21 protein-coding genes are annotated in these 26464 nt (G+C 64.3%); 13 read left to right on the top strand and 8 right to left on the bottom strand.

The annotated features are described in order from the left end of the window. Window positions 1–136 (bottom strand): transposase (locus BEK68_RS26430; protein ID WP_139111380.1); only part of this gene is annotated, 136 nt, incomplete at its 3' end. A 302-nt stretch (window positions 137–438) separates the two neighbouring features. On the opposite strand from BEK68_RS26430, the gene imuA reads away from it, so the two are divergent. From imuA to BEK68_RS24540, 3 genes are read left to right on the top strand one after another with little or no spacing between them, the layout of a single operon-like run. Further along, window positions 439–1395, top strand: coding sequence for a translesion DNA synthesis-associated protein ImuA (gene imuA, locus BEK68_RS24550; protein WP_012430462.1), 957 nt, complete (start codon window positions 439–441; stop codon window positions 1393–1395). Further along, window positions 1328–2911: a Y-family DNA polymerase gene (locus BEK68_RS24545; protein WP_012430461.1), complete on the top strand. Its 1584-nt coding sequence runs from the start codon at window positions 1328–1330 to the stop codon at window positions 2909–2911. The genes imuA and BEK68_RS24545 overlap by 68 nt, the downstream gene beginning before the upstream one ends. A gap of 7 nt (window positions 2912–2918) precedes the next feature. Next, window positions 2919–6158 (top strand): error-prone DNA polymerase, encoded by a 3240-nt coding sequence (locus tag BEK68_RS24540; protein WP_012430460.1) that lies wholly within the window; start codon window positions 2919–2921, stop codon window positions 6156–6158. A 136-nt stretch (window positions 6159–6294) separates the two neighbouring features. On the opposite strand, the gene BEK68_RS25890 is transcribed toward BEK68_RS24540, so the two are convergent. Further along, window positions 6295–6453 (bottom strand): hypothetical protein, encoded by a 159-nt coding sequence (locus BEK68_RS25890; RefSeq protein ID WP_157039912.1) that lies wholly within the window; start codon window positions 6451–6453, stop codon window positions 6295–6297. 229 nt (window positions 6454–6682) lie between these two features. Here BEK68_RS25890 and BEK68_RS24535 point away from each other — a divergent pair, with 229 nt between their 5' ends. Both BEK68_RS24535 and BEK68_RS24530 read left to right on the top strand, forming a co-directional pair. Then, window positions 6683–7216: a helix-turn-helix domain-containing protein gene (locus BEK68_RS24535; protein WP_004633895.1), complete on the top strand. Its 534-nt coding sequence runs from the start codon at window positions 6683–6685 to the stop codon at window positions 7214–7216. A gap of 141 nt (window positions 7217–7357) precedes the next feature. Further along, on the top strand, window positions 7358–8515 hold the full coding sequence (locus BEK68_RS24530) for an SLC13 family permease (protein WP_012430459.1): 1158 nt from the start codon (window positions 7358–7360) through the stop codon (window positions 8513–8515). 279 nt (window positions 8516–8794) lie between these two features. Here the strand turns inward: BEK68_RS24530 and fusA are convergent, their stop codons facing one another. Both fusA and BEK68_RS24520 read right to left on the bottom strand, forming a co-directional pair. Further along, window positions 8795–10897: an elongation factor G gene (fusA, locus tag BEK68_RS24525; RefSeq protein ID WP_004633899.1), complete on the bottom strand. Its 2103-nt coding sequence runs from the start codon at window positions 10895–10897 to the stop codon at window positions 8795–8797. A 129-nt stretch (window positions 10898–11026) separates the two neighbouring features. Beyond that, window positions 11027–11758, bottom strand: a complete 732-nt coding sequence (locus BEK68_RS24520; protein WP_012430458.1) for a Crp/Fnr family transcriptional regulator — start codon at window positions 11756–11758, stop codon at window positions 11027–11029. Window positions 11759–11905: 147 nt separating this feature from the next. On the opposite strand from BEK68_RS24520, the gene BEK68_RS24515 reads away from it, so the two are divergent. Further along, window positions 11906–12439 (top strand): DUF962 domain-containing protein, encoded by a 534-nt coding sequence (locus BEK68_RS24515; RefSeq protein ID WP_004633903.1) that lies wholly within the window; start codon window positions 11906–11908, stop codon window positions 12437–12439. A 28-nt stretch (window positions 12440–12467) separates the two neighbouring features. Here BEK68_RS24515 and BEK68_RS24510 read toward each other — a convergent pair whose 3' ends face one another. After that, window positions 12468–13289 carry a crotonase/enoyl-CoA hydratase family protein gene (locus BEK68_RS24510; RefSeq protein ID WP_012430457.1) on the bottom strand — a complete coding sequence of 274 codons (822 nt, stop codon included), beginning with the start codon at window positions 13287–13289 and terminating at the stop codon, window positions 12468–12470. 29 nt (window positions 13290–13318) lie between these two features. Further along, the gene (gene fdxA / locus BEK68_RS24505) at window positions 13319–13657 is read right to left on the bottom strand and encodes a ferredoxin FdxA (protein ID WP_012430456.1); all 339 of its coding nucleotides are present in this window, start codon (window positions 13655–13657) and stop codon (window positions 13319–13321) included. A gap of 210 nt (window positions 13658–13867) precedes the next feature. Between fdxA and acnB the strand changes: the two genes are divergently transcribed. Beyond that, on the top strand, window positions 13868–16453 hold the full coding sequence (acnB, locus tag BEK68_RS24500; protein ID WP_012430455.1) for a bifunctional aconitate hydratase 2/2-methylisocitrate dehydratase: 2586 nt from the start codon (window positions 13868–13870) through the stop codon (window positions 16451–16453). Between the two features lie 154 nt (window positions 16454–16607). Here acnB and BEK68_RS24495 read toward each other — a convergent pair whose 3' ends face one another. Continuing rightward, window positions 16608–18311: a M30 family zinc metallopeptidase gene (locus BEK68_RS24495; RefSeq protein ID WP_012430454.1), complete on the bottom strand. Its 1704-nt coding sequence runs from the start codon at window positions 18309–18311 to the stop codon at window positions 16608–16610. Between the two features lie 323 nt (window positions 18312–18634). Between BEK68_RS24495 and BEK68_RS24490 the strand changes: the two genes are divergently transcribed. The 6 genes from BEK68_RS24490 to BEK68_RS24465 all read left to right on the top strand — a co-directional run bounded on the left by BEK68_RS24490 (window position 18635) and on the right by BEK68_RS24465 (window position 25721). After that, complete coding sequence (locus BEK68_RS24490) at window positions 18635–19501, top strand: LysR family transcriptional regulator (protein WP_004633912.1); 867 nt, start codon at window positions 18635–18637, stop codon at window positions 19499–19501. A 78-nt stretch (window positions 19502–19579) separates the two neighbouring features. Further along, window positions 19580–20722 (top strand): putative 2-aminoethylphosphonate ABC transporter ATP-binding protein, encoded by a 1143-nt coding sequence (locus BEK68_RS24485; protein ID WP_012430453.1) that lies wholly within the window; start codon window positions 19580–19582, stop codon window positions 20720–20722. Window positions 20723–20729: 7 nt separating this feature from the next. Beyond that, the gene (locus tag BEK68_RS24480; RefSeq protein ID WP_012430452.1) at window positions 20730–22493 is read left to right on the top strand and encodes a putative 2-aminoethylphosphonate ABC transporter permease subunit; all 1764 of its coding nucleotides are present in this window, start codon (window positions 20730–20732) and stop codon (window positions 22491–22493) included. 44 nt (window positions 22494–22537) lie between these two features. Beyond that, window positions 22538–23416 carry a phosphonoacetaldehyde hydrolase gene (gene phnX / locus BEK68_RS24475; protein WP_012430451.1) on the top strand — a complete coding sequence of 293 codons (879 nt, stop codon included), beginning with the start codon at window positions 22538–22540 and terminating at the stop codon, window positions 23414–23416. 55 nt (window positions 23417–23471) lie between these two features. Beyond that, window positions 23472–24497, top strand: a complete 1026-nt coding sequence (locus tag BEK68_RS24470) for a putative 2-aminoethylphosphonate ABC transporter substrate-binding protein (RefSeq protein WP_004633921.1) — start codon at window positions 23472–23474, stop codon at window positions 24495–24497. Beyond that, window positions 24498–25721: a TIGR03364 family FAD-dependent oxidoreductase gene (locus tag BEK68_RS24465; protein ID WP_012430450.1), complete on the top strand. Its 1224-nt coding sequence runs from the start codon at window positions 24498–24500 to the stop codon at window positions 25719–25721. Between the two features lie 59 nt (window positions 25722–25780). On the opposite strand, the gene BEK68_RS24460 is transcribed toward BEK68_RS24465, so the two are convergent. Further along, window positions 25781–26464 carry an HAD family hydrolase gene (locus BEK68_RS24460; protein ID WP_012430449.1) on the bottom strand — a complete coding sequence of 228 codons (684 nt, stop codon included), beginning with the start codon at window positions 26462–26464 and terminating at the stop codon, window positions 25781–25783.

The raw sequence follows: 26464 nt of genomic DNA, 5'->3' as shown, positions 1-26464 counted from the left end.
CATTGAGGCGATGGTGCAGGGCTATCGCCGCGATCGAAACACCCGGCTGCATGCACTCCTGCACTGCCTTGGCCTTGAACTCGGCGCTATGCCGACGTCGGCGCCGTATTGGCGCGCTCTCTTCGATAGTGTCCACGTGTCCACCTAGAACTAGATGGACACGATGCTCCTTGCTACGCGGGTCCCCTTCAAGACGGGTTCACCGGGTGCTTACCGAGGTTCCTCTATTCGCCGCAAACGCACGCCAATAAAAAGTGGTTTATAAGACGCTTTATTGGTCGGAATCGTGTCAATTTGGGTGGCGGTTACTTCAAAGCCCCTCCATTCCAGTGTTTTGCTATCGCCGTCTGGCAACGCTCACGCAAAACTAGCCCGCGTTGAAGGAAAGCTGTGATACTGTATATTCATACAGTATTCATCGCTTGCTTTGGCGTTTCCATGTTTGCGTTGTCCTCGTCTCTTTTCATCGCCGAAGATGTGGCGAAATGCCATGCCCCCGCCGTGCGCGAGGTGTCTAGGTTGCGTTCGCCCGCGCCGAAAGCCTCGACGGCGCCATTGCCGGAAACGCTGCATCCCGCATTGTGGAGTGCAGGCCGTCTGGCGCGAGGCGGCGGGCGCGTTCTGACCACTGGATATGATTCACTGAATGCCGAGTTGCCCGGTGGTGGCTGGCCCCTCGGCGGATTGACCGAACTGCTGTGTCCACAATCCGGTATTGGTGAATGCCGGTTGCTGCGCCCGACGTTGTCTACGCTGTGCACGGGCGCAGGGCGCATCGCGCTGATTGCTCCACCGCATCTGCCGAATGCAGTGAGGCTGGTGGGCTGGGATTTCTCTCCTGAACAAATCGTATGGGTGCGGGCTGACAAGCCCGCTGACCTTCTGTGGGCAGCCGAGCAGGTTCTACGCAGCAAGGCTTTCGGCGGAGTACTGGTCTGGCTGAACCGGGCACGCCCAGGAGAGCTTCGCAGGCTGCAAGTGTTGGCCCAGGCGGGAGAGAGCGCCATCTGGTTGTTCCGGCCGGCCCAGGCGCAGCGTGAGTCGTCGCCGGCGGTGCTGCGGCTGGGGCTGGAGCCGGCTGGCGCCGATGTGCTGTCCATCCTCTTCCACAAGCGGCGCGGGCCGTTGCGTGAATCTCCATTGCTGCTGCCGTTGGCGGATCCGCTTCGGGCCGGTCGCGCTTCTGTGCGTCCGTTGTCTGTGCCGCCCGTCGAGCCGTTCATCATGGATCCGGCCACGGCGCAATTGCTGGCGGCGCTTTCGTCTCCTTCGTCTTCTGTTGCGTTCGATGCTTTGTCGGACGTTCCCGATCAAAACACTCCCGATCATGCCGTTCTGGATCGCGGTGCATCTGCCCCGTCTCCCACTCGACGCGCTTCGACCGCGGTGGTCTGATCCGGCCGCGCTGCCTTTGCCGGTGGTGGTGTTGGAGCAGGAGCGCGTGGTGTCGGCCAACCGTTTGGCGATGCGCGAAGGCGTACATGCAGGCCTGCGCCGGGCGGGAGCGCAGGCATTGGTACCACACGCTATACAGCTTGACCGTGACGTGGCGGCCGAGGCACGGTTGGTGCAATCGCTGGCGCTGGCGTTGCTGGCATTCACGCCGCATGTGACGTTGGACGTGGTGGATGAGGCAACTGTCCTGTTGGAGGTGGAGGCCAGCTTGCGCCTGTTCGGTGGGCATCGCGCGCTGTGTCGGGCGGTGAGGTATTGCGCGTTTCGGTTGGGTGCCGTGCCGCAGCTTGGCACCGGGCCGACGGCGCGCGGTGCGGCATGGCTTGCCAGTGCACAGCCGGCGCCGATACGTGGCCGGCGTCGCACAGCAGCCCGTCAGGGGCGCGTGCGGAGGGCGGTGCGGCAGGAGCGGTTGTCGACGTTGCTTGATCAATTGCCGGTCGATGCGGTGGCGCGTCTTACACGGCCTGATTGGCTTGAGGGCCTCGGCTGCCGCACGCTGTCCGATTTGCGCGAGTTACCGCGTAGCGGATTGCGGCGGCGCTGCGGGCCGTTGCTGATGGATACGCTCGACGCGGCTTATGGCAACGGGCACGAGAGCTTCACGTGGTTCACCGCGCCGTTGTGCTTTGATGTGCCGTTGGAATTGTCAGGTCGCATCGATAACGCGGAAGGTGTGCTGGCAGCCTCGGAGCAATTGTTGTTGCAGCTGGTCGGCTGGCTGTCGGCGCTTCAATTGGGCGCCAAGACATATCGACTCACGCTGGAGCACGAACGCCGGCGCGGCCGGAGCAGTGAGGATGCCGCTTCGTCCACGCCGGTGGAGATCGCGCTGGCACAGCCGGTTCGCACGCTGGCGCACTTGTCGCGGGTGCTGCATGAGCGCGTGCATCGGCTCACGCTGATCGCACCAGTGGTCGAACTACGCCTGACGGTGACCGACGCTACGCCGCTCGCGCCGCCCACGGAGTCGCTGTTTCCCGAGCCAGGTGGTCGCGCTGAAGATGCTGCACGCCTGATCGACACGCTGATCGCCAGGCTGGGCGCTGAGAACGTGCGTCACCCGCAGCCGTGTGCTGATCATCGCCCCGAGCGCGCCAACCATTGGGTCGAGGTGAATGCCGCGACTACCGCGCAGAGCCGTGCCGCGGCGCGTCAGGCATTGGCGCAATGGCACGCGCAACAGCCGGAGCGGCCGCTGTGGCTGCTGGAGAAGCCGATCCCGCTGCTGACACGTCAGAATTATCCGTATTACCGCGGGCGGCTGCGGCTGGTGTCGATGCCCGAACGCATTGAATCCGGCTGGTGGGACGACGACCTCATCAAGCGCGATTACTTCATCGTCGAGGGAGGAAAAGGCGAGCGTTACTGGGTGTATCGCGAGCGCGTTTCCGCAGGCAAGGCTAACGCGGGAGAGGAAGACGCCCGCTGGTATCTGCACGGCTTGTTCGGTTAAGCACGTCATGACTTCGGCCACGCCTCTCCCCGTTCTGCCCGACTATGCCGAGCTGCATTGCATCAGCAACTTCACGTTCCTGACAGGCGCGTCGCACCCGAGCGAACTGGTGGAGCGCGCCAAACTTTACGGTTATCAAGCACTGGCGCTGACTGACGAATGCTCTGTAGCAGGCACCGCGCGGGCGCTTGTGGCTTCGAAGGAGCACGAACTGAAGCTCATCATCGGCAGTCGCTTCACGGTGCGCAATGCCGATGGCGAACCTTGGCTGCGGCTGGTGCTGCTGGCGCAGAACATCGAGGGTTACGGCAACCTGAGCGAAATCATCACGCACGCGCGGTTGGCCGCACCCAAGGGCGAATACCGCTTGCTAGCTGACGATTTGGCCTCGCCCCAAGGCGAACTCGCGCACCTGCGCGGCGCGCCCGATTGCCTGGCGATTCTGCTGCCTGATTACGATCCTGACCCGCAGCAACTGTTGGCTCAGGCGTGGTGGTGCCAACGCGTGTTCGGGGATCGGCTATCGATTGCGCTGGAGTTGCCGCTGCGGCACGCGGATGACCGCCATCGCGGTACGGTCTTGGCGGTGTCGGAACAGATCGATGTGCCCATGGTCGCGACCGGCGGTGTTCAGATGCACACGCGCCAACGCAAACCGCTGCACGACGTGCTGACCGCCATCCGTCTATCCAAGCCGCTTTCCGAGTGCGGTTTGGAACTTGCGCCCAGCGCTGAACAAGCAATGCGCACGCGCATGCAGCTCGCGTTCCTCTATCAAGGCGAGGGTGGCGAGAAGATCCTGCGTCGCACGGTGGAGCTGGCCGCGTTGTGCAATTTTTCTCTCGACGAAATCGAATACGAATATCCGAGCGAAGTCGTGCCGGAAGGCATGACGCCGGCGGAATACCTGCGCGCCGAAACGTTCGCTGGCGCCGCGCGACGCTATCCGAATGGTGTGTCGGAGAAGGTGCATGCGCAGATTGAGGAGGAACTCGGACTGATTGCCGAGCTGGGGTACGAGCCGTTTTTCCTGACCGTCTATGACGTGGTGAAGTTCGCGCGCAACGAAGGGATTCTCTGCCAGGGGCGAGGTTCGGCGGCCAACTCGGCGGTGTGCTATTGCCTGGGGATTACCGAGGTGAACCCGGATAGCGGCAACACGCTGTTCGCACGCTTTCTTTCGCGTGCGCGCAATGAGCCGCCCGACATCGACGTCGATTTCGAGCATCAGCGTCGCGAAGAGGTCATCCAGTACATCTACAAAAAATACGGTGTGACACGTACAGCGCTGGCAGCAGCGCTCATCACTTACCGCACGCGTAGCGCACTGCGTGACGTCGGTCGCGCGTTGGGTATCGACCTGGGCATCGTCGAGCAGGTGGCCAAGGGGCAGGCGTGGTGGGATAGCCGTAAGGAATTTGCGCAGCGCGCAGGCCAGCAAGGTCTGGATCCGGAATCACCGTTGGTGCTGCGCTGGGCGCAACTGGTGGATCAGTTGCGTGGTTTTCCGCGCCATCTGTCGCAGCACGTGGGCGGGTTCGTGATTGCGCAGGGCAAGCTTTCGCGCCTGGTGCCGATCGAGAACGCCGCGATGGAAAACCGCCGCGTCATCCAGTGGGATAAAGACGATCTCGAATCGCTGCGCCTGCTGAAGGTGGACGTACTGGCGCTGGGCATGCTGACGGCCATTCGCCGCACGTTGGACATGGTCGATGCGTTGCCCGGGCGGCGCGAGCACTACGGCGCGACGGCCAAGCTCGCCATGCAGAACCTGCCCGATGACGATACCGAAACCTACGACATGATCTGCCGCGCCGAGACCATCGGCGTGTTCCAGATCGAATCGCGTGCGCAGCAATCGATGCTGCCGCGTCTGCGTCCGCGCGAGTATTACGACTTGGTGATCCAGGTGGCCATCGTACGGCCGGGGCCGATCCAGGGCGGCATGGTCCACCCGTATCTGCAGCGGCGCGAGGCAAAGCGCAATGGCAACACCGATTGCGTGACCTACCCCGGCCCCGAGGTGAAAGCCGTGCTCGAACGCACGCTGGGTGTGCCGATCTTCCAGGAGCAGGTGATGGAGATCGCCATGAAGGCCGGCGATTTCACTGCGGATGATGCTGACCGCCTGCGCCGCGACATGGCCGCCTGGAAGCGCAAGGGGAATCTCACGCAGCATCAGGAGCGCCTGGTGCATGCGATGGTCGTCAAGAGGCGCTACGACCCTGCTTTTGTCGAAGCGCTGTGCAAACAGATGGAAGGTTTTGCCGAATACGGCTTCCCCGAAAGCCACGCGGCAGGCTTTGCCAAGCTGGCTTACGTCAGCAGCTTCCTGAAATGCCATGAGCCGGCGGCGTTTTTTGCGGCGTTGCTCAACAGTCAGCCGATGGGGTTCTATTCACCGTCGCAACTGGTGCAGGAGGCGCGGCGCAGCCATGTGCGTGTGCTGCCCGCGGACGTGACGGCCAGCGTATGGGACAGTACGCTGCATCCCCGCGCCGATGGCGAGACCGGTGAAGATGGCCTAGTGCAACCCGATATCCGGCTCGGGTTGAATCGCATTCGGGGCATGCGCAAGCCGGCTGCCGAGCGTATCGAAGCGGCTCGCGCCCAAGCGCCATTTACGAGTGTGGAGGATCTCGCCCATCGCGCCGCGCTCGACCGTCACGACTTGAACGTGCTGGCCGCCGCCAATGCGCTGAAGTCGCTGGCCGGCCACCGTCGTCAGGCGCTATGGCAAACGCTCGCACTGCAGGAGCCCGGCCACGATCACGCGCTGCTGCGCCAGGCTCGTCCGGTGGAAGCGCCGCTGGAACTGCCTGCACCGCCCATAGGCGAAGAGGTGATGGCGGATTACGGCAGCCTGGGATTGTCGTTGCAGAGCCATCCGGTAGAGCTGCTGCGCGCACGGCTCGAGCGCATGCGTTTCGCCACCGCCGCCACGCTGGCCGGCTATCGCAACGGGCAACTGGCGCGCGCTTGCGGCATTGTCACGGTGCGGCAGCGGCCGGGCACGGCCAACGGCACGATCTTCGTTTCCATTGAAGATGAGACGGGCGCCATCAACGTCATCCTCTGGCCGCACTTGATCGAGCGTCAGCGACGCGAAGTGCTGAACGCCCAGTTGCTGGGCGTCTACGGTAAATGGCAATGTGAGCGCGAGACCCGACACCTTGTCGCCCAGCATCTGGTGGATCTGACCCCACTTCTGGGGCGCCTCGCCACTTCCAGCCGCGACTTCCATTAATTTCCTGTCCACCGGCAACTGACCGCCGCGTCACCTTCGGCACGGCAATTGCGTGATGAGAGGCACGCGCGCTCGCCCCACCGTGACGCAGGAGGCACAGGCGGTTCTCTCCCGCCGGGCACCCTCCGATTGGTGGTTAGGGCAAGCGCGGATCGACGAAACGCAATGCGGATGCAAGGATTTGCGCTTGAGGCGTCACAAACTTGGCCTGCCAAGCGAAGAAAACGGCATCTGTGAGGGAACTGACCCGCAGCCGCCTTGTCACCATAAACAGGTTGATGAGATGCGCTTTCATCACGCGTCGATATTGGGTGCAGTTGAAATTACGTCTACTCTGTAGAAAACACATCACGGAGGCCGCCCCCAAAAACCTATGCAGCGGCGTGCATACATGACAGCCGCCGCCGTTGCCGTGCTGTGTATGACCGCGGACGAAGGTGCAGCCACCCGACCCGCATATTTTCCGCTCATCGTTCGGGTCCAGACCCGGCGGTGTTTCCCATCTCAGGTGCAGGAGCGAACAGATGGAACAGCCTTTCAAGCAGTTACACAGTCTGCGCAAGTCGCGCAAGCTCAAACAGGAAGATGTCGCCAAGATGGCCGGTATCTCTCGCGAAGCGTATTTGCGCGCGGAATCCGGTCGTGCCGATCCCCGCCTGTCGACGCTGATGGCCGTGGCCGGCGCGCTGGGGCTGGAGGTCGTTCTGGCGCCGCGAGAAGCCGTCGCCGAGATCGAGCGCGTGATTGCCAATCACCCGACGCAGCCAACGCAAGCGGGCGGCGGGGCAGAAGCAGGCCACGAGCGCTCGGAGCAAGGTTCAATGGGCGGCACGGGCGGTGGTCATGGCCTGGCGGGCCAATACCGCGGGCCAGAGCGCCATCCGCAGTCGGCCTATCATCCGGGTGCCTCGCATAGCCAAGCCGGCCAGCAAGGCGCACCGCATGCTGGCAGCAGTGCAGAAGATCGCTCGCGCATGACGTCTTCGGACCGCCCAGGCGCTGGCGGCTCGTCGGGCGGCTCGGATCGTCCGGGCGGTTCGGGTTCGCGCGAGTCGTAAGCGGATCCTTCTGGCACAGGCCGGGCACGCAAGCGCCCGGCTTGCGATTGAGCGCAGGAGGCAGTCGCACTACAATCGGCCGCGCAAACCGCGCCCGGTTGATTTGCGCGCGTTTGCGCCAACGTTTCCTTTTTCTTTCATATGAACGGCGATCTGCCACGCAACCAGATGGCGAAAGCCGTGCCGCAACACCCGCCGTTCTGGCACCACCTCAAACAAGACGTTTTCTTCTGGTCGTTGCTGGCCATTTGCGGCGCGCTGACCCTCATGGCGCCCAAGCGCATTGTTGAGTATCCGGCGCTGATTGACTGGCACACCATTGCCGCATTGGCCGGCTTGCTCATCCTGACCAAGGCGGTTGAGGCCAGCGGCATGCTGCAGCTGCTCGGCCGGCGCCTCGTCGAAGTGGTCAGCAGCCAGCGTGTACTTGCACTCGGCCTGGTAGCGGCTTCGGCAGCGCTGTCCACCGTATTGACCAACGATGTGGCGTTGTTCGTCATCGTGCCACTCACCGTCGGCTTGCGGCAGGTCGCCAGCTTGCCGGTGGCGCGGCTGGTGATATTCGAGGCGCTGGCGGTCAACGCGGGTTCTGCACTCACGCCGATCGGCAATCCGCAGAACCTCTTCCTGTGGCATCAATCGGGGCTGTCGTTTGGCGCGTTTGTCTGGCAGATGGCGCCGATGGTCGTGCTCCTGATGGCCTTGCTGCTGGTGGTGACGTGGCTGGCCTTTGCCTCGCACGAAATCCATCTGCATGCCGAAACTGCCGACGTGGAATTACACAAGCGCCTGCTGGTGCCGGCGCTCGCGCTGTACGTGCCGTTTCTGGTGCTGACCGATCTTGGCCACCCGCTAGTGGCGGCAGCCGGGTTGATCGTGCTGTATCTGATCGGTGCGCGCTATGTGCTGGCGCGGGTGGACTGGGGCCTGCTGCTCGTGTTCATGCTGATGTTCATTGACCTGCGGCTGGTGGCGCAGCTTGGCGTTGTGCGGCAGGCGCTGGATGCGCTGGCGTTGAGCAATCCAATGCATCTGTACTGGGCCGGCATTGGCGTGTCGCAGATTATCAGCAACGTGCCGGCGGCGATCCTGCTGGCCGAGTATTCGCATGACTGGCCGATGATCGCCTTTGCGGTAAGCGTGGGCGGATTCGGTACGCTCATCGGGTCGTTGGCCAACCTGATTGCGTTGCGCATGCTGGGCGACCGCCGTGCGTGGTGGGTGTTTCACGCGTATTCGATGCCGTTTCTCCTGGCTGCGGGGGGCATCGTGTACGCGTGGCTGATGTGGCTGCGTTAGGCGGGCACGGCATCCCAATCGGGCGCACAGGCCGGTTGTACGTAGCGCAACGTCTTCGCAACGCGGCAATAGCGGCACGGTCCGCGTCATACAGGCGCAGACGCAATGCATCGAGGCCAGACGAGCGGTTTGCGTTGTACGCGCTGTATCCGTCGCGTCGCTACCTGCCGGTGAAGGTGCATGCGTTTATCGATTTCTGCGTAGAAAACCTGCCTGCGGGCTAGCGCACACAGCACTGCGGCCGCACTCGGCGGCCGCAGCGGATGAAGCAAAAAAACGTCAGACCTTCTTGGCTGCCATCACGGCTTCCGACACGTTGCGCGGTGCTTCAGCGTAGTGCTTGAACTCCATCGTGTACGTCGCACGGCCCTGGCTGAGCGAACGCAGGTTGGTGGAGTAGCCGAACATCTCGGCCAGCGGCACCTCGGCATGCACGACCTTGCCGCCACCGCCCGGAATGTCTTCCGTGCCTTGCACCATGCCGCGCCGCGATGACAGATCGCCGATCACGTTGCCCATGTAGTCTTCGGGCGTTTCCACTTCCACGGCCATCATCGGTTCGAGCAGGATGGGGCCGGCCTTGCGCATGGCCTCTTTGAAGGCCATCGAGCCGGCCATGCGGAACGCGTTTTCGTTCGAATCCACGTCGTGGTACGAGCCGAAGGTCAGGCGCACCTTGACGTCCACCACCGGGTAACCCGCGAGCACGCCCGTGTTGAGCGTGTCACGGATGCCCTTGTCCACCGCCGGGATGAACTCGCGCGGGATCACGCCGCCCTTGATCTCGTCGACGAACTCGTAGCCCTTGCCCTCGTTGGGCTCCAGCGTGATGACCGCATGGCCATACTGACCGCGTCCGCCGGATTGCTTGACGAACTTGCCTTCGACGTCTTCAGCAGCCTTCTTGATGGTTTCGCGGTAGGCCACCTGCGGCTTGCCGACGGTGGCTTCCACGCCAAACTCGCGCTTCATGCGGTCGACCAGGATTTCCAGGTGCAGCTCGCCCATGCCTGAAATGATGGTCTGGCCGGATTCCTCGTCGGTCTTCACTCGGAACGACGGGTCTTCTTGCGCCAGGCGGTTCAGGGCGATGCCCATCTTTTCCTGGTCGGCCTTGGTCTTGGGCTCCACGGCCTGGCTGATGACGGGCTCCGGAAATTCCATGCGCTCCAGCACGATGACGTGCTCCGGATCGCACAGCGTTTCACCGGTCGTCACGTCTTTCAGGCCCACCGCGGCGGCGATGTCACCTGCCAGCACTTCCTTGATCTCTTCGCGCTGGTTGGCGTGCATCTGCAGGATCCGGCCCAGGCGCTCACGCTTGCCCTTGACCGAGTTGTAGACCGTGTCGCCCGAGTTGATCTTGCCCGAATACACGCGGAAGAACGCGAGCTGGCCGACGAACGGGTCGGTCATGATCTTGAAGGCCAGGGCGGCGAAGGGCTCGCTGTCGCTCGGGTGGCGCTCCAGCGGCTCGTCTTTCTCGCCGTGGCCTTCGATGGCGGGAATGTCCACTGGCGAGGGCAGGTAGTCGACCACCGCGTCGAGCATCGCCTGCACGCCCTTGTTCTTGAAGGCGGAGCCGCACAGCATCGGCTGGATTTCGCCGGCGATGGTGCGTTTGCGCAGGGCGCGCTTGATCTCTTCCTCGGTCAGCTCTTCTCCGCCGAGGTATTTGTTGAGCAGTTCTTCATCCGCCTCTGCGGCGGCTTCGACCATCTTTTCGCGCCATTCCTGCGCGATGGGCAGCAGCGCCGGGTCGATGTCGGTGTACTCGAACTTCACGCCCTGCGAGGCATCGTCCCACAGGATCTCTTTCATCTTGACGAGGTCGACCACCCCGCGAAAGCCGTCTTCCGCGCCAACGGGAATCTGGATCGGCACCGGGTTGCCCTTCAGGCGCTCGCGCATCTGGCGCTCAACGCGGAAGAAGTCCGCGCCGATGCGGTCCATCTTGTTGACGAACGCGATGCGCGGCACCTTGTATTTGTTGGCCTGGCGCCAGACGGTTTCTGACTGCGGCTGCACGCCGCCCACCGAGTCGTAGACCATGCAGGCGCCATCCAGCACGCGCATGGAGCGTTCCACTTCGATGGTGAAATCGACGTGGCCCGGGGTGTCGATGATGTTGATGCGGTGCTCGGGGTAGTTGCCGGCCATGCCGCGCCACATGCAGTGCGTGGCCGCCGACGTGATGGTGATGCCGCGCTCTTGCTCCTGCTCCATCCAGTCCATCGTGGCCGCGCCGTCATGCACCTCGCCTATCTTGTGATTGACCCCGGTGTAGAACAGGATGCGCTCGGTCGTGGTGGTTTTGCCGGCGTCGATGTGCGCCGAGATGCCGATGTTGCGATAGCGCTCGATGGGGGTCTGGCGGGGCATGATGTTTCTCTTCCGTTGAAGGACACTCGCATCGCCAACTCCGCACCATGCGAAGGGCGAATGTGCGAGTGGGAACACATTATAGGATCGGTCCTAACGCATCGCATGTTAGGGGTATTGGCCGGGATTTCATCCCCTTCCCACCTCGTATGCAAGCCGATGCAGGCCCGCAAAGTCCAGCAGTTCGATTTCTCCGTAAGCCAGCCTGAGGATGCCGTGCGCTTCGAATTCCTTCAAAACCTGATTCACGGTCTGCCGGGACAGTGACAGCAATTGCGCAAGCTGCTCCTGTGGCACGTGCAGCACACGCCGCGTGCCCAGGCGCAGGTCGCCGTAGCCGTCCGCCATCAGTAGCAGGCGCCGCGCCACACGCACGGGGGCGGGCAGGAGGGCGGTCTCTTCCAGCACGATGAATGTCAGGCGCAGCTTGTGAGTCAGCAGCAGGGCAAACGCATGCAGCAGCGCGGGCGAGCCATCCAGCAAGGCGATCAGCGCCGCCTGCGGCATATGCAGCAATGTCGTATGGCCGTCGGCGCGGGCGTCATGCGTGCGGGGCTGGCGGTCGAACACGCCGATCTCGCCAAACCAGTTGACGGGTTCCAGTACAGCCAGCAGCGCTTCGCGCCCGTCTGCGCTGGTGGCGCCGATGCGGATCGTGCCTTCCACCACGCAGTAGAGGCCGTCGGGCGCGTCGCCACGCTGGAAGAGGATCTCCCCAGCGCCCAAGCGGCGCACTGCCGCGATGTCGATCAATGCGTCTTGCAAGGTTGCCCCGAGCGTGCCGAACCAGCTGCTGGCGTGCAGGCGTTCGCGGTACGAGCGGGCGTCCAGCGTGCCGGATGTGGCGACGGGGTGGTCCATGGGGGCGGCTGAAGAGCGCTTCGGAAACGTCGAATGTGTCGGCTACGCGACAGAGCGGCGTGCCATCCACTGACTAGGATGAAACGATCATAACGAGCGTGCGGCTGAAGCGTCCATGCTGCAAGCGCACAAAAACCGGAGACCTTCATGCGCACCCTGTCTGACCATCTTTCCAACTACGCCGCTTACCACCAGGACGGCCGCAATATCGCCACGCACTTTGTCGGCATTCCGGCGATTGTGCTGGCGGTTGCGGTGTTGCTGTCGCGGCCCGTGCTGGCAGACCTGTCTGGCGTGGCCGTAACACCGGCACTGCTCGTGCTGGCGCTGACGACGCTGTTCTACCTGCGTTTGGACGCGATGTTCGGCGTGGTGATGTTTGCGCTGATTGCCGTGTGCGTGTGGGCGGGCAACCACGTGGCCGCACATTCGACGGCGGCCTGGTTGTCAGTGGGCATCGGCCTGTTCGTGATCGGCTGGATCATCCAGTTTGTCGGCCACTACTACGAAGGACGTAAGCCGGCGTTCGTCGACGATCTGGCGGGCCTGGTGATTGGGCCGCTGTTCCTGGTGGCCGAGACAGCGTTTGCCCTGGGTTTGCGCGCGAAGCTGCGTGACGAGGTGGTCAGCCGCTCGCACGCCATGCGCGCCGCGATGGCGGTCAAGCACGCCACCGCCTGAGCTGCCAGCCCCAGGCTATTTCTAATTTCTATTCGGACTTCGCGGCCGGTTGAAAAACCGGTGCGCGATTCTGCATGCCGGCCAGCACCGCCTCGCGCTGATTGACCGTGCCGATCAGCCGGTCCTGCTCGACCGACTCGGCCAGCAGAATGGCAGGGGTGTCGCCGTCTTCCGCAACTCGCATCAAGCGCTTGCCTGCACGGATGGCGTCGGGACTCTTCTGGGCAATGTCGCGCGCCGCCGCCAGCGCCGCCGCGCGCGGATCGTCCACAACGTGCGTCGCCAGCCCCAGGGCGAACGCTTCTTCGCCGTTGACGACACGACCGCTGTAGATCAGCTCGCGCAGCCGATCCGCGCGGACCAGGCCACGCGTGAGCGCCATGCCGCCCATGTCGGGCACCAGACCCCATTTGATTTCCATGACCGACAGGCGCGTGTCGGCCGCCACGTAGCGCACGTCGGCGCCCAGCGCGATCTGCAGGCCGCCGCCGTAAGCGACACCATGCACTGCAGCCAGCACAGGCACCGGCAGATCACGCCATACCGTGCAGGCGTACTGCGGCAGATTGGCCGCCCCATGCGTGCGCTTGGCAAGACGGCCGGCGCTGATGCCTGAACCGGCGTCGTTGCTGGCCAGGCCTGCCATGCTCGCCATGTCGAGGCCCGCGCAGAAGGCGCGACCCTCTCCGGACAGCACGACTGCGCGAAGATCGGCCTCGTTCATCAGGCGTTTACCAACGGTCACGAGCGCTTCGAACATGGCCGGGTCGATGGCGTTCATTTTCTCGGGGCGGTTGAGCCGGACTTCAGCCACGCCGGCGTCGATGCTGAGCAGGATGCGGTCAGTCATGAAGAGGTGTTCTGTGCGAGAGAGTCGAATCAATCGAGAGCGATGACCAATGCATCGCGCTTGTCCTTCACCTGCGCCCAGTGCGCATGATCGGGCAGCGGCGGTTGCACCTTGGTCAGCCGGGGCCAGTCGGCGCGGCGCGAGAGCTGTGCATTCAGTGCGATGAAGTCCTGCTGATCGGCCGGCACTTCGGCAGCCGGGTAGATCGCGCCCACCGGGCACTCAGGTACGCAGATCGAGCAATCGATGCATTCATCCGGATCGATCACCAGGAAATTGGGACCTGCGTGGAAGCAGTCCATGGGGCAGACGGCGACGCAGTCGGTGTATTTGCATTGGATGCAGGATTCGGTGACTACATATGGCATTGCGGGCGAGGGTCGGGACCGGTTGGGAACTCGTCCGCAATTATGCGGCATCGGATCCAACGAGGGCGGTTTGCCCGTTTAACTCTTATATAAGATATAAGACATTTGACCGTCTGGGGTATTGCGATTAGAATCGCGCCCAAGCGGCGCCCGGAACACCTTCGGGTGCCCGAAAAGATTCCCCTGTAACGTCATCTCAGCAGGTCTTCCATGCTTGAAAACTATCGCGCTCACGTGGCCGCTCGCGCCGCGCTCGGTATTCCCCCGTTGCCGCTGACGGCTCAACAGACCGCCGAACTGGTCGAACTGCTGACCAATCCGCCCGCTGGCGAAGAGCAGACCCTGGTCGACCTGATCACCCATCGCGTGCCCGCAGGCGTGGACGAAGCCGCCCGGGTGAAGGCCGGCTTCCTGGCCGCCGTAGCCAAGGGCGAGACCGCCTGCGCGCTGATTTCGCGTGCCCACGCCACCGAGCTGCTCGGCACGATGCTGGGCGGCTACAACATCCAGCCGCTGATCGAACTGCTGGCTGACGCCGAAGTGGGCGCTACCGCCGCAGAAGCGTTGAAGAAGACGCTGCTGATGTTCGATCAGTTCCACGATGTGAAGGAACTCGCCGACAAGGGCAACGCCAACGCGCGCGCCGTGCTGCAAAGCTGGGCCGACGCCGAATGGTTTACGAGCCGTCCGGAAGTGCCGGAAAGCCTGACCATCACCGTGTTCAAGGTAACGGGCGAAACCAACACCGACGACCTGTCGCCGGCACCGGACGCCACCACCCGCCCGGACATCCCGATGCACGCACTGGCGATGCTGAAGAACGCACGCCCCGGCATCACGCCGGAAGAAGACGGCAAGCGCGGCCCGGTCAAGTTCATCGAATCGCTGAAGGAAAAGGGTCATCTCGTCGCCTATGTGGGCGACGTGGTCGGCACCGGCTCCTCGCGCAAGTCGGCCACCAACTCGGTGCTGTGGTTCACGGGTGAAGACATTCCGTTCGTCCCGAACAAGCGCTTCGGCGGCGTGTGCCTCGGCGGCAAGATCGCCCCGATCTTCTACAACACGATGGAAGACGCCGGCGCGCTGCCGATCGAACTCGACGTGTCGCAAATGAACATGGGCGACGTGGTCGAACTGCGCCCGTACGAAGGCAAGGCACTGAAGGACGGCAAGGTCATCGCCGAATTCCAGGTCAAGTCCGACGTGCTGTTCGACGAAGTGCGCGCCGGCGGCCGCATTCCGCTGATCATCGGCCGCGGCCTGACCGCCAAGGCCCGTGAAGCGCTGGGCCTCGCACCGTCGACGCTGTTCCGCCTGCCGCACCTGCCGGCCGACAGCGGCAAGGGCTTCTCGCTGGCGCAGAAGATGGTTGGCCGCGCGTGCGGCCTGCCGGAAGGCCAGGGCATCCGTCCGGGCACGTACTGCGAACCGAAGATGACCTCGGTCGGCTCGCAAGACACCACGGGCCCGATGACCCGCGACGAACTGAAGGATCTGGCGTGCCTCGGCTTCTCGGCCGACCTGGTGATGCAGTCGTTCTGCCACACCGCCGCGTATCCGAAGCCGGTGGACGTGAAGACGCACCAGACGCTGCCGAACTTCATCAGCACGCGCGGCGGCATCGCTCTGCGCCCGGGCGACGGCGTGATCCACTCGTGGCTGAACCGCATGCTGCTGCCCGACACCGTCGGCACCGGCGGCGACTCGCACACGCGCTTCCCGATCGGCATCAGCTTCCCGGCGGGTTCGGGCCTGGTCGCCTTCGCGGCAGCCACCGGCACGATGCCGCTGGACATGCCGGAATCGGTGCTTGTCCGCTTCAAGGGGAAGATGCAGCCGGGCGTCACGCTGCGTGATCTGGTCAACGCGATTCCGCTGTACGCGATCAAGCAGGGCATGCTGACGGTCGCCAAGCAAGGCAAGAAGAACATCTTCTCGGGCCGCATCCTCGAAATCGAAGGCCTGCCTGACCTGAAGGTCGAGCAAGCGTTCGAGCTGTCGGATGCATCGGCTGAGCGTTCGGCCGCAGGTTGCACGGTGCACCTGAACAAGGAGCCGATCATCGAATACCTGAACAGCAACATCACGCTGCTCAAGTGGATGATCGCGCAAGGCTACCAGGATGCCCGCAGCCTGCAGCGCCGCATCAAGGCGATGGAAGCTTGGCTGGCGGATCCGCAACTGCTGCAACCGGATGCCGATGCCGAATACGCCGCCGTCATCGAGATCGACCTGGCCGACATCCACGAGCCGATCGTGGCCTGCCCGAACGACCCGGACGACGTGAAGACGCTGTCCGACGTGGCCGGCGCGACCATCGACGAAGTGTTCATCGGCTCGTGCATGACCAACATCGGTCACTTCCGTGCCGCGTCGAAGCTGCTCGAAGGCAAGCGCGACATTCCGGTCAAGCTGTGGGTGGCCCCGCCGACCAAGATGGACCAGAAGCAGCTGACCGAAGAAGGTCACTACGGCGTGTTCGGCACGGCCGGTGCGCGTACCGAAATGCCGGGCTGCTCGCTGTGCATGGGTAACCAGGCACAGGTGCGCGAAGGTGCAACGGTCATGTCGACGTCGACCCGTAACTTCCCGAACCGTCTGGGCAAGAACACGAACGTGTACCTTGGCTCGGCGGAACTGGCAGCGATCTGCTCGCGTCTGGGCAAGATCCCGACCAAGGAAGAATACATGGCCGACATGGGCGTGCTCACCGCGAACGGTGACAAGATCTACCAGTACATGAACTTCGACCAGATCGAAGACTTCAAGGAAGTGGCCGACACCGTGCAGATGTAAACGCGTTGTCGTGACTGCGTCGGGTCCTACCTGACGTAGTGAAGTGCAAAGGCGCCGGGGGTGGAATGCCCCCGGCGCCTTTTGTTTTGATGCTTCGCCGGATTCTGCCGCTGGCGGGAACCCGAAAGGGCCCGGCTGCCTAAGCCGCGTGGTGTCAGTGGATAATGATCGACACCGTGGAATACGCCGGCACCGTGATCGTCTCGCTGTACGTGCCGGCCTTCGTGCCGCGCGCCACCGGAAACTGACCGAAGCCTTGCAGCGTGGCCGGCACGGACGTCGGCATGGAGCGCTGGCTGGTATAGCTGGGGCCGTTCAGCGCCGGGATCGAGAAGCCGCTGTCCGAGCGAGCCGGATACGCGAAGCCCGACGGGCTGCCCGGTACCGGAAGCAGCGCGACCGCCGTGCCCCAGCGGCCCGTTGCATCGCCCAGGCCTGCGCCGCCGCCGGCCTGGATGGCGTTGCTCAGCACCGAAGCCGAATCCGTCGACGAGAAGTTCTGCAGCAGATTCGTGTAGTACGCAATGCCGTACTGGCGCAGCAGGAAGCCGCCCAGGCTGCCCGAAATCGGATACCCAGGGCACGACGATGACAGCGACGGATCGAACGCCGTGAGCGAGCAATCGTAAGCGCTTTGTAGCCAGGCCGGGAAGCGGCTGTCGCGCACGTTGTTGAAGCTCGGATCGATCTGGCTGGAGAGCACATCCTCCATCGTCATCGCCGTCATTTCTTCCAGCCACGTGCCGTACATGTACTGCGAGCCGTGCAGCACGCCGCGCTGATAGAAGTTGGCCATGTGCGTGAATTCATGGCCGAGCGTCGAGATGACGGTGTTCAGACCGTCGGTGCCGCCCAGGTAGATGGTTTCCGAATCCACATAGAGCGACAGCGACTGGTTGGACAGCGGCTGCGAGCTGGTGGTGAAGTTGTTGCGCGCCCAGAAGTAGCCGACGCGGCCGTAGGCCTGGCCGTCGGGCTGGATGTTCAGCACCACGATGTCGAGCGCCTGGTTCGGGTCGATCAGGCTGGCGGAGCTGGAGTAGCTGCCCCACGGCTGGCCGACCAACGAAGTGGCCAGCGTATAGACCGACTGCGTGCCCGAAGCAAACTTGGTGATGAGCGTATTGACGATACCGTCGCTGATCTTGCTGGAGCCGTATTCGGTGTTTTCCACCCACAGGTTGACGATGCGGCCGTCGGTGGCCGTGGCTTGCTGGCGCAGCGTGGCCGTGCGCACGGTGGCGGTGCCGTCCGGCTGCTGGTGGTTCCATGTGCGCTGTGTGCCGACGCTGGCCACCGACTGCGGGCGCAGCACCGTATCGTTGGAGGCGCCTTGCGTCTTGAGCGGGCCGGCGCCGGTGGCATAGCCGTCCAGCGCATGGATGTTGAAATCGGAAAGCTGCCGGTCGAACGCGGCGTTCGCGTCATTGCCTGCCGCGTCGGCGGCAGTCTTGGGGACCGGCGTGCCGGTGGCGTTCAGCAGCCCCAGGCCCGAGAGCGAGACGGACGGCATCGGCTGCGCCGCCGCACTCTGGTTGGTGTAGACGAGCGTCACGCTTTGGCCCGTGAGCCCCGCGATCGACACCGGAACCGTGCCGGCCGATCCGCCCGTATTGGTCGCTTGCCACACGCCCACGCCGGAGCCGGCGTAGGTATTGCCCAGCGCGCCGCAGTTTGCCCCGCTGCATGCCGATGCCACGGTGATATTGGCGGACGAGCTTTGCGTGGCCGCCGGGGTGGCCCCCGAACTGCCGCCACCGCCGCCTCCGCCACATGCGGCCAGGGCGCCCACTACTGCCACCATCATCACGATGGTCCATTGCTTTTTGCCGCGTACGTTGTTGCTGCTGCGTTTCATCCACTTCTCTCCAAATCCGCAAATACCGAAAGCCTGCGCGAGCGCGGCTCGTGACCGCCCAGACGCAACACGCGGACGGATTCTCAAGGTGAAGTGGCGGATTCGATCCGTGGAAATGATGGCTTCACAGCCCTCAATTCCCCCCGATGTGGGGGTGCGCAAAGTTTGCGTTGGCGAAAAGGTTGAAAAAGTCGTAGCTGCGGGATGTAGAAGCAGAAAACGGAGGAGGGCGCCCGAAGCCACTTTGGCGGCCGGGGCATCCGCTAGAATGGGCCGCCCGCTTCCTCATAGCGCTGCAAACGCGCTCAATACGTCACTCGCCGATGCTCGTCGCGCAGCTCAAATCGTTCTTCATGGTCGCCCGCCTGGGCAGCATCACGCTGGCAGCCAAGCAACTTGGCCTGTCGCAGCCGACCGTCACTTCGCAGATCCGCGCCCTGGAGGAGGCTTATGGCGTGGAGCTGTTCTACCGGGGCGGGCGCCGGCTGACCCTGTCGGATGCCGGTGTGCGGCTGATGCCGCTGGTGGACCAGCTCGTGCGCCAGGAAACCGAGATCGACTTCTTTCTGCGCAACTCCGGTGACATGGGCTCGGGGCACCTGCGCATCGGCGCGACGGCGCCGTATTACGTGCTCGACATCGTGGATCGCTTCTGCAAAAGCCATCCCGGCATCGACGTGAGCATCGAAGCCGGCAATTCGGTGCAGATGCTCGAAGCGCTGCAGGAGTACCGCGTTGACGTGGCGTCGTCGTCGCAGCGCGTGGACGACGCGCGCTTTCTGCGCATTGAACTGGCACGCGATCCGCTGGTGCTGGTGGTGCATCGCAACCACGCGCTGGCCGACCGGACGAGCGTGCCTGTGAGCGTGCTGTCGCAATGCCGGCTGCTGGTGCGCGAAGTTGGATCGACCACCCGCGCCATGACCGAAACGATGATGGCCCAGGCAGGCGTCACGCCGGCTTCCACGGTGGAGATCGGCAGCCGGGAATCCATCCGCGAGGCCATCACGCGCAACCTGGGCGTGAGCGTTATCGCCCGCCAGGAAGTGCCGAGCCACGCGGATCTGCGTGTGCTCCCGTTCGAAGGCGGCGCGCCGGAGCTGAGCGAATACTTGTACTGCCTGCAGGATCGGCGCGAGGCGCGGTTGATTGCGGCCTTCCTGAGCGAAGTCCGGCCGGTTTCTTCATAGACCGGACCAAAATCCGGAAATGCGCGCATTGGCGTTTTTGGGGTAACTGCCACAAGGGGTACATGTCGGCTGGCTACAGTGGCGACCGTTTTTGCCACTGTCTGCGCCCCCGTGCCCCTCCCTCAGCCTGCTACCAACCCGACCTCGGGTTCTGCCACGCCGTTCCTGTCCGTGCGGCAAATCTCGCGCCGCTTTGGCGCGTTCACGGCCCTCGACGGTGTGTCGCTGGATGTGGCGCAGGGGGAATTCGTCTGCCTGCTGGGCCCCTCGGGCTGCGGCAAGACGACCCTGCTGCGCATCATTGCGGGGCTGGAGGCGCACGACGGCGGCCAGATCGTCGCCGGCGGCCGCGATATCTCCAACCTGCCGCCACGCGAGCGTGACTACGGCATCGTCTTCCAGTCGTACGCGCTGTTCCCCAACCTGACGGTTGCGCAGAACGTTGGTTACGGGCTGGACACCAGCAACGGCAACCGTGCGCGCATGCAGGCGCGCGTCTCGGAGATGCTGACCTTGGTCGGCTTGGCTGGCAGCGAGGCGAAATACCCGTCGCAGCTGTCGGGCGGCCAGCAGCAACGCGTGGCACTGGCCCGGGCGCTGGCGCCCTCACCGTCCTTGTTGCTGCTGGATGAGCCGATGTCGGCGCTGGATGCCCAGGTGCGCGAACACCTGCGCATCGAGCTGCGCCGCCTGCAGCGCAAGCTGAACGTGACCACGCTGATGGTCACGCACGACCAGGACGAGGCCATGGCGATGGCCGATCGCATCGCCGTCATGTCGAACGGCCGCATTGAGCAGACCGGCTCGCCGACGGAGATCTATTCGCGCCCGGCCACCGCGTTTGTCGCAGGCTTTGTCGGCCAGGCCAACTGGCTGCCGCTGGAGCGCGCGGAAGACGGCACGCCCACGCTGGCCGGCCAACCGCTGCTGCTGGATCCGGCTTTCGCAGACAGTGCCTCGGCTCCAGGCCGGCTGTTCTGCCGCCCCGAGGCCGTCACGCTGCACCCCGACGACGACGCCCCCAACCGCCATCTCGCCCGCGTGGTCGACCAGATCTACCTTGGCAGCCGCACGCGCGTGACGCTGTCGATCGATGGCCTGACCGACGCACCGCTGGTGGCCGAAGTGGCATCGAGCGCGCTGCAAGCCGGCCGCAACGGCCTGGGCGACAGCAAGCTCTGGATCGCGCTGGAGCGCGACGGCCTGCGCGTGTATGCCTGAGGCCGCGATGTCGATGCTGCCGCCCGAGACCAACGTGGTTACGGCCACGCAATCCGAACCGGTTCGCGCTGCGGGCCGGCCTTTCTGGCGTACCGATACGCCGGTGCTGACGGGCATGAAGCTCGGCTGGCTGCTGTTGCTGACCATCGGCTTGCTGCTGCCCACGGCGATGATGCTCTTGCAGGCCACGGGCCTCGTTGCCAGCGCCCGCAGCACAGACGAGCATGGCCTCGCGCTGGTTGCCCACGTGGTGCAGGGGCCGAATTTCCTGGCCATGGTGGGGCGTACGCTGGCCGTATCCAGCGCCGTGGCTGCCATTGTGGTGCCGCTGGCGTTTGCCCTGGCGTATGCGGTGCAGCGCACGCGCATGCCGTTGCGCGGCACGCTGCGCACGCTGGCGATGCTGCCGCTGTTTGCGCCGTCGCTGCTGCCGGGCATTGCGCTGGTCTACCTGTTCGGCAACCAGGGCCTGTTCAAGGCATGGATGAACGGCAGCAACATCTACGGCTTCTGGGGCATCGTGCTGGGCGAGGTGTTTTATACCTTTCCGTATGCGTTGATGCTGCTGCTGGCGACGCTCACGCTGGCGGACGGCCGGCTGTATGACGCCGCCCGTGCCATGGGCGCGAGCCCGTGGCGCACCTTCCGCACGGTGACGCTGCCCGGCGCACGCTACGGGTTGTTTGGCGCCTTTGCACTGGTCTTCACGCTGGTCGCGACCGACTTTGGTGTGCCGACCGTGGTGGGAGGCAGCTACCAGGTGTTGGCCGTCGAGGCCTACAAGGCCGTGGTGGGGCAGCAGCAGTTTGCGCGCGGTGCCGTGATCGGCCTGATGTTGCTGCTGCCGGCGCTGCTGACCTTTGCGGTAGAGCGCCTCGTGCAGCGTCGCCAGCACGCCGCGCTGGCCAGCCGCGCGCAGCCATATCATCCGCAGCCTGATCGTCTGCGTGACGGACTTTTCCTCTTGCTGAGCGTGCTGGTGGTCGGCGGAATTCTGCTGATGCTTGCCACCGCCGTCGGGGCATCGCTGGTGAAGCTCTGGCCGTACAACCTCGAACTGTCGCTGCGCAACTACGACTTCGACAATATGGACGGCGGCGGCTGGCTCGCGTATCGCAACAGCCTGAAGCTGGCCGCGCTGACGACCGTGTTCGGTACCGCACTGATCTTCACCGGCGCATGGCTGGTCGAAAAGACGCGCGCCGCAGGATGGCTGCAATCGGGGCTGCATTCGGCCATCCGCTTTGCCGTGCTACTGCCGATGGCGGTGCCCGGCCTCGTGCTCGGTCTGGGCTACGTGTTTTTCTTCAACCATCCGGCCAATCCGCTCAACGGCCTGTATGGCGGCATGGCGCTGATGGTGATCTGCACGATCATGCACTGCGCCACGGCGGCGCACCTCACGTCGGTGGCGTCGCTGGGGCAACTCGATCCGGTGTTCGAGGCGGTGTCGGCCTCGCTCAAGGTGTCGGCGCTGCGCACGTACTGGCGTGTGACGCTGCCGATGTGCCTGCCGGCCGTGCTGTCGTGCGCGCGTTATCTGTTCGTGTCGGCCATGACCACTGTGTCGGCGGTGATCTTCCTCTACAGCCCGGACACCGTCCTCGCCTCCGTGGCCGTGCTGAACATGGACGACGCCGGCGACATCGGCCCTGCGGCGGCGATGTCCACGCTCATTCTGGTCACGTCGATCGTCGTATCGCTGCTGCTGGAGCTGGCCATGCGCGGCATCGTGCGCCGCACGCAGGCTTGGCGCACGGCGGCGCATTGAATTCGTAGTCTGTAACAGCAATAAAGCAGAAAGGAAGCAAGCACATGGGTGATTCCTCCCCAATCACGACGCGCCAGGCGGGCGCAGACCGCATCAACCCCGGCAGCACGCCCTTGCGCCTAGAGGCTGCTGTGCTCGACTGGGCCGGCACCGTGGTCGACTTTGGCTCGTTTGCGCCCACGCAGATCTTCGTGGAAGCGTTTGCGGAATTTGGCGTCGCCATCACGCTGGACGAAGCGCGCGGCCCGATGGGCCTGGGCAAGTGGGACCACATCCGCACGCTGTGCAACGACGGCGCCATCGCCGCGCGTTTCTCGCTTGCACATGGCCGCATGCCGACCGATGACGATGTCACGGCCATCTACAACCGCTTCATGCCGCTGCAGATCGAAAAGGTGGGTGCGCATTCCGCCATGATTCCGGGCGCGCTGGACACCGTCGCCGCGCTGCGCGAAGCGGGTTTGAAGATCGGTACGTGCTCCGGTTACCCGCGCGTGGTGATGGACCGCGTGATCGATCTGGCTGCCAAGGCCGGCTACACGCCCGACTGCGTGATCGCTTGCGACGAAGTGCCCCGCGCCCGCCCGTGGCCCGCGCAGGCCCTGCGCTGCGTGGTCGACCTTGCGATTGGCGATGTGGCCGCCTGCGTGAAGGTCGACGACACCGTGCCCGGCATCGAAGAGGGCCGCCGCGCCGGCATGTGGACCGTTGCGCTGCTGATGTCGGGCAACGCGCTTGGCCTGCCGTACGAGCAGTACACCGCGCTGTCTGCGGACGAGCGTGCGCGCCATCGCGTTGCCATCTCCGCCGGCTTTGCCGCCTGCCGCCCGCATTACGAGATCGATACGATTGCCGATCTGCCCGAAGTCGTGGCCGACATCAACCGCCGCCTCGCGCGCGGTGAACGCCCGCAGTGCATTTGAGTTTGTTGTCCTGTTTGTTGTCTTGTCCCCTGCATCACACCACACCGAGGAAACCATGACCGCACGTCTTTCCCTGCTGGCCGCCGCAATCACGTCGGCAACGATGGCGTTTGCCACGTCGGCGTTCGCCAAGACCACGCTGACCGTGTACACGGCGCTGGAAGCTGACCAAGTGAAGGCATACCAGGACGCCTTCGAGAAGGCCAATCCGGATATCGAAATCAAGTGGGTGCGCGACTCCACCGGCGTCGTCACCGCCAAGCTGCTGGCCGAGAAGAACAACCCGCGTGCCGACGTGGTGTGGGGCCTGGCCGCATCGAGCCTGGCCATCCTGGACAAGGAAGGCATGCTGACGCCGTACGCACCGGCCGATCTGTCGAAGATCGGTGCGACTTACCGCGACAAGGCCAACCCGCCGGCATGGGTGGGCATGGATGCCTGGGGCGCCGCCATCTGCTTCAACACCGTCGAAGCACAGAAGCAGAATCTGCCGAAGCCGACGTCGTGGGCCGACCTGACCAAGCCCGTGTATGCCGGCAAGATCGTCATGCCGAACCCGGCATCGTCGGGCACCGGCTACCTCGACGTGAGCGCGTGGCTGCAGATGATGGGCGAGCAGAAGGGCTGGGCCTACATGGACGCGCTGCACCAGAACATCGGCCAGTACACGCACTCGGGCTCCAAGCCTTGCAAAATGGCCGCCTCGGGCGAGTTCCCGATCGGTATCGCGTTCGAATACCGCGCGGTGAAGTCGAAGAAGGAGGGCGCCCCGATCGATATCGTGCTGCCGTCGGAAGGCCTGGGCTGGGACGTGGAAGCGACCGGCATCATGAAGGGCACCAAGAACCTGGAAGCGGCCAAGAAGCTGGCTGACTTCTCGGCAAGCCCGGCTGCGATGGCGCTGTACGAGAAGAACTTTGCCGTGGTCGCCACGCCCGGCTTCTCCAAGCCGGATCCGCTGCTGCCGGCCGACTACGAAAAGCATTTGATCAAGAACGACTTTGCATGGGCCAGCGCCAACCGCGATCGCATCCTCGCCGAGTGGACGAAGCGCTACGACGGCAAGTCGGAGAAGAAGTAAGTGATTGAAGCTCCCGCAACTTCCGGGGGCCTGGATGCCAGCACCGACGTCGCGGTTGTCGGGGCTGGCATTCTGGGCTTGGCACACGCCGCTGCCGCCGTCAAACGCGGCCTGCGCGTGACGGTGTTCGAGCGCAGCGATATTGCCGTCGGTGCGTCCATCCGCAATTTTGGGCAGATGCTGGTGACTGGCCAGCCGCCCGGCATCATGCTGGACCTCGCGCGCGAAAGCCGCGCACTGTATCTCGACTGGGCTGACAAGGCCGGCGTCTTTGCGCGCGCGAACGGTGCGCTGCTGTTTGCCCGCAATGCCGCAGAAGAAGCTGTGCTGGACGAGTTCATGGCGACGCGCGCACCGGCCTTCGGCTACAACGTGAAGCTGCTGCGCAGCGCAGACCTGGCCGACCTCTACGATGGCCGCTTCATGCGCCACCGCGCCGCACTGCAGGGCTTCGACGATCTGCAGCTCTATTCGCGCGAAGCCATTCCGGCGCTGGCGTCGTGGCTTGCCACGCAAGGCGTGCGTTTCCATTTCGGCACGCTCGTGCGCCATGTGGAAGGCGGCCGGCTGGAGACAACCGCTGGCGTGTGCAACGCCCAGCGTGTGGTTGTCTGCAGCGGTCACGATTACCAGACGCTGTGTGCTGACCAGCTTCGCGCGCTGCAACCGCAGGTTTGCCGCCTACAGATGCTGCGTGTCACGCCCGAAGACGGCTTCCGCCTGGAACACGCCGTGCTGACCGGCCTGTCATGCACGCACTACGGTGCCTTTGCGGATCTGCCGACCGCCCAGGCACTGGCCATGCAGATCGAGCATCAGCGCCCCGAGCTGGCGCGCCACGGCATTCACCTGCTGGTGAGCCCGACACCGTATGGCGACTGGATTGTTGGCGATTCGCACGACTACGGCCAGGACGCCCGTCCGTTCAATGCCGAGTCGGTCGACAACATCATGCTGGATCTCGCACGGGACACCTTTGGAGCCAAGCTGCGCGTGGTCGAGCGTTGGCAGGGCGTGTACGGCGCGAAGTGCCGTGTGCCGGGCAGCGGCGCATTCTCCATTACCCGCGTCGATGACCGCACCACAGTCGCGCTGATGCACAGTGGCATTGGCATGAGCGTGGGCCCGGCGCTGGCGCATCGGCATATGGATGCGCTGGTCGACGGCACCGAGCTGCCGCAGTGGACACCGCCGGCAAGCGTGCCCGCAGACGTGGCCGCCTGACATAGCTACTGTTCAGTGCAGACGCCCGCATGGTTCACGCCGGGCGGGCGTTCTTGTTTTCAGGCAGGAAAGAGTTCGACGATGGGCCAGCCGCGCGATTCGGCCACGGCACGCAAAGTGCTGTCGGGGCTCACGGCCACCGGATGCGAAACGGCTTCAAGCAGCGGCAGGTCGTTGCATGAATCGCTGTAGAACACGGTGCGCGAGAAGTCCGTCATGCGCTGGCCGCGCTGTGCGAGCCATTCCGTGACGCGCACGATCTTGCCCGCGCCAAACGTGGCCGTGCCGAGCGGGTTACCCGTGAAGGCGCCATCGCTCTGGCCGTTGAGGGTCTCGCCTTCCACCGCCAGCAGATGTGGCACGTTGAACGCGGCGGCAATCGGCTCGGCCAGGTAGCGGTGCGTGGCGGTGACGATGCAGCAAAGATCGCCGGCGCGCAAGTGTGTGTCGACCAGTTTCCGCGCGCGCGGCAGCATGGCTGGCGTGATGATGTCGCGCAGGAACGTCGCACGCCAGGCGTCGAGCCGCGTGCGCGGGTGCTGGGCCAGCAGGCCGAGCGAGAAGCGCGCGTGTCGCGCAAAGTCGAGCGTGCCGTCTCGGTACTCCCGCATCCACCGTTCGTTGGCTCGCTCGAAGACGCTTCGATCCACCGCGCCCTGGGCGACCAGAAAGCAGCCCCATTCGTATTCGCTGTCAATGGGTAGCAGGGTATGGTCCAGGTCGAACAGGGCAAGCGATTGCAT

Origin of the sequence: Ralstonia pickettii, assembly GCF_001699815.1 — a bacterium.
Taxonomy (GTDB): domain Bacteria; phylum Pseudomonadota; class Gammaproteobacteria; order Burkholderiales; family Burkholderiaceae; genus Ralstonia; species Ralstonia thomasii.
The sequence above is the reverse complement of the archived record's forward strand: the minus strand, read 5'-3'. Positions and strand labels throughout refer to the sequence as shown.

What these genes read in the sequence shown, in the direction of transcription:
- imuA (WP_012430462.1), top strand. Translation starts at nt 439, where the DNA reads ATGTTTGCGTTGTCCTCGTCTCTTTTCATCGCCGAAGATGTGGCGAAA.
- BEK68_RS24545 (WP_012430461.1), top strand. Translation starts at nt 1,328, where the DNA reads ATGCCGTTCTGGATCGCGGTGCATCTGCCCCGTCTCCCACTCGACGCG.
- BEK68_RS24540 (WP_012430460.1), top strand. Translation starts at nt 2,919, where the DNA reads ATGACTTCGGCCACGCCTCTCCCCGTTCTGCCCGACTATGCCGAGCTG.
- BEK68_RS25890 (WP_157039912.1), bottom strand. Translation starts at nt 6,453, where the DNA reads ATGAAAGCGCATCTCATCAACCTGTTTATGGTGACAAGGCGGCTGCGG.
- BEK68_RS24535 (WP_004633895.1), top strand. Translation starts at nt 6,683, where the DNA reads ATGGAACAGCCTTTCAAGCAGTTACACAGTCTGCGCAAGTCGCGCAAG.
- BEK68_RS24530 (WP_012430459.1), top strand. Translation starts at nt 7,358, where the DNA reads ATGAACGGCGATCTGCCACGCAACCAGATGGCGAAAGCCGTGCCGCAA.
- fusA (WP_004633899.1), bottom strand. Translation starts at nt 10,897, where the DNA reads ATGCCCCGCCAGACCCCCATCGAGCGCTATCGCAACATCGGCATCTCG.
- BEK68_RS24520 (WP_012430458.1), bottom strand. Translation starts at nt 11,758, where the DNA reads ATGGACCACCCCGTCGCCACATCCGGCACGCTGGACGCCCGCTCGTAC.
- BEK68_RS24515 (WP_004633903.1), top strand. Translation starts at nt 11,906, where the DNA reads ATGCGCACCCTGTCTGACCATCTTTCCAACTACGCCGCTTACCACCAG.
- BEK68_RS24510 (WP_012430457.1), bottom strand. Translation starts at nt 13,289, where the DNA reads ATGACTGACCGCATCCTGCTCAGCATCGACGCCGGCGTGGCTGAAGTC.
- fdxA (WP_012430456.1), bottom strand. Translation starts at nt 13,657, where the DNA reads ATGCCATATGTAGTCACCGAATCCTGCATCCAATGCAAATACACCGAC.
- acnB (WP_012430455.1), top strand. Translation starts at nt 13,868, where the DNA reads ATGCTTGAAAACTATCGCGCTCACGTGGCCGCTCGCGCCGCGCTCGGT.
- BEK68_RS24495 (WP_012430454.1), bottom strand. Translation starts at nt 18,311, where the DNA reads ATGAAACGCAGCAGCAACAACGTACGCGGCAAAAAGCAATGGACCATC.
- BEK68_RS24490 (WP_004633912.1), top strand. Translation starts at nt 18,635, where the DNA reads ATGCTCGTCGCGCAGCTCAAATCGTTCTTCATGGTCGCCCGCCTGGGC.
- BEK68_RS24480 (WP_012430452.1), top strand. Translation starts at nt 20,730, where the DNA reads ATGTCGATGCTGCCGCCCGAGACCAACGTGGTTACGGCCACGCAATCC.
- phnX (WP_012430451.1), top strand. Translation starts at nt 22,538, where the DNA reads ATGGGTGATTCCTCCCCAATCACGACGCGCCAGGCGGGCGCAGACCGC.
- BEK68_RS24470 (WP_004633921.1), top strand. Translation starts at nt 23,472, where the DNA reads ATGACCGCACGTCTTTCCCTGCTGGCCGCCGCAATCACGTCGGCAACG.
- BEK68_RS24460 (WP_012430449.1), bottom strand. Translation starts at nt 26,464, where the DNA reads ATGCAATCGCTTGCCCTGTTCGACCTGGACCATACCCTGCTACCCATT.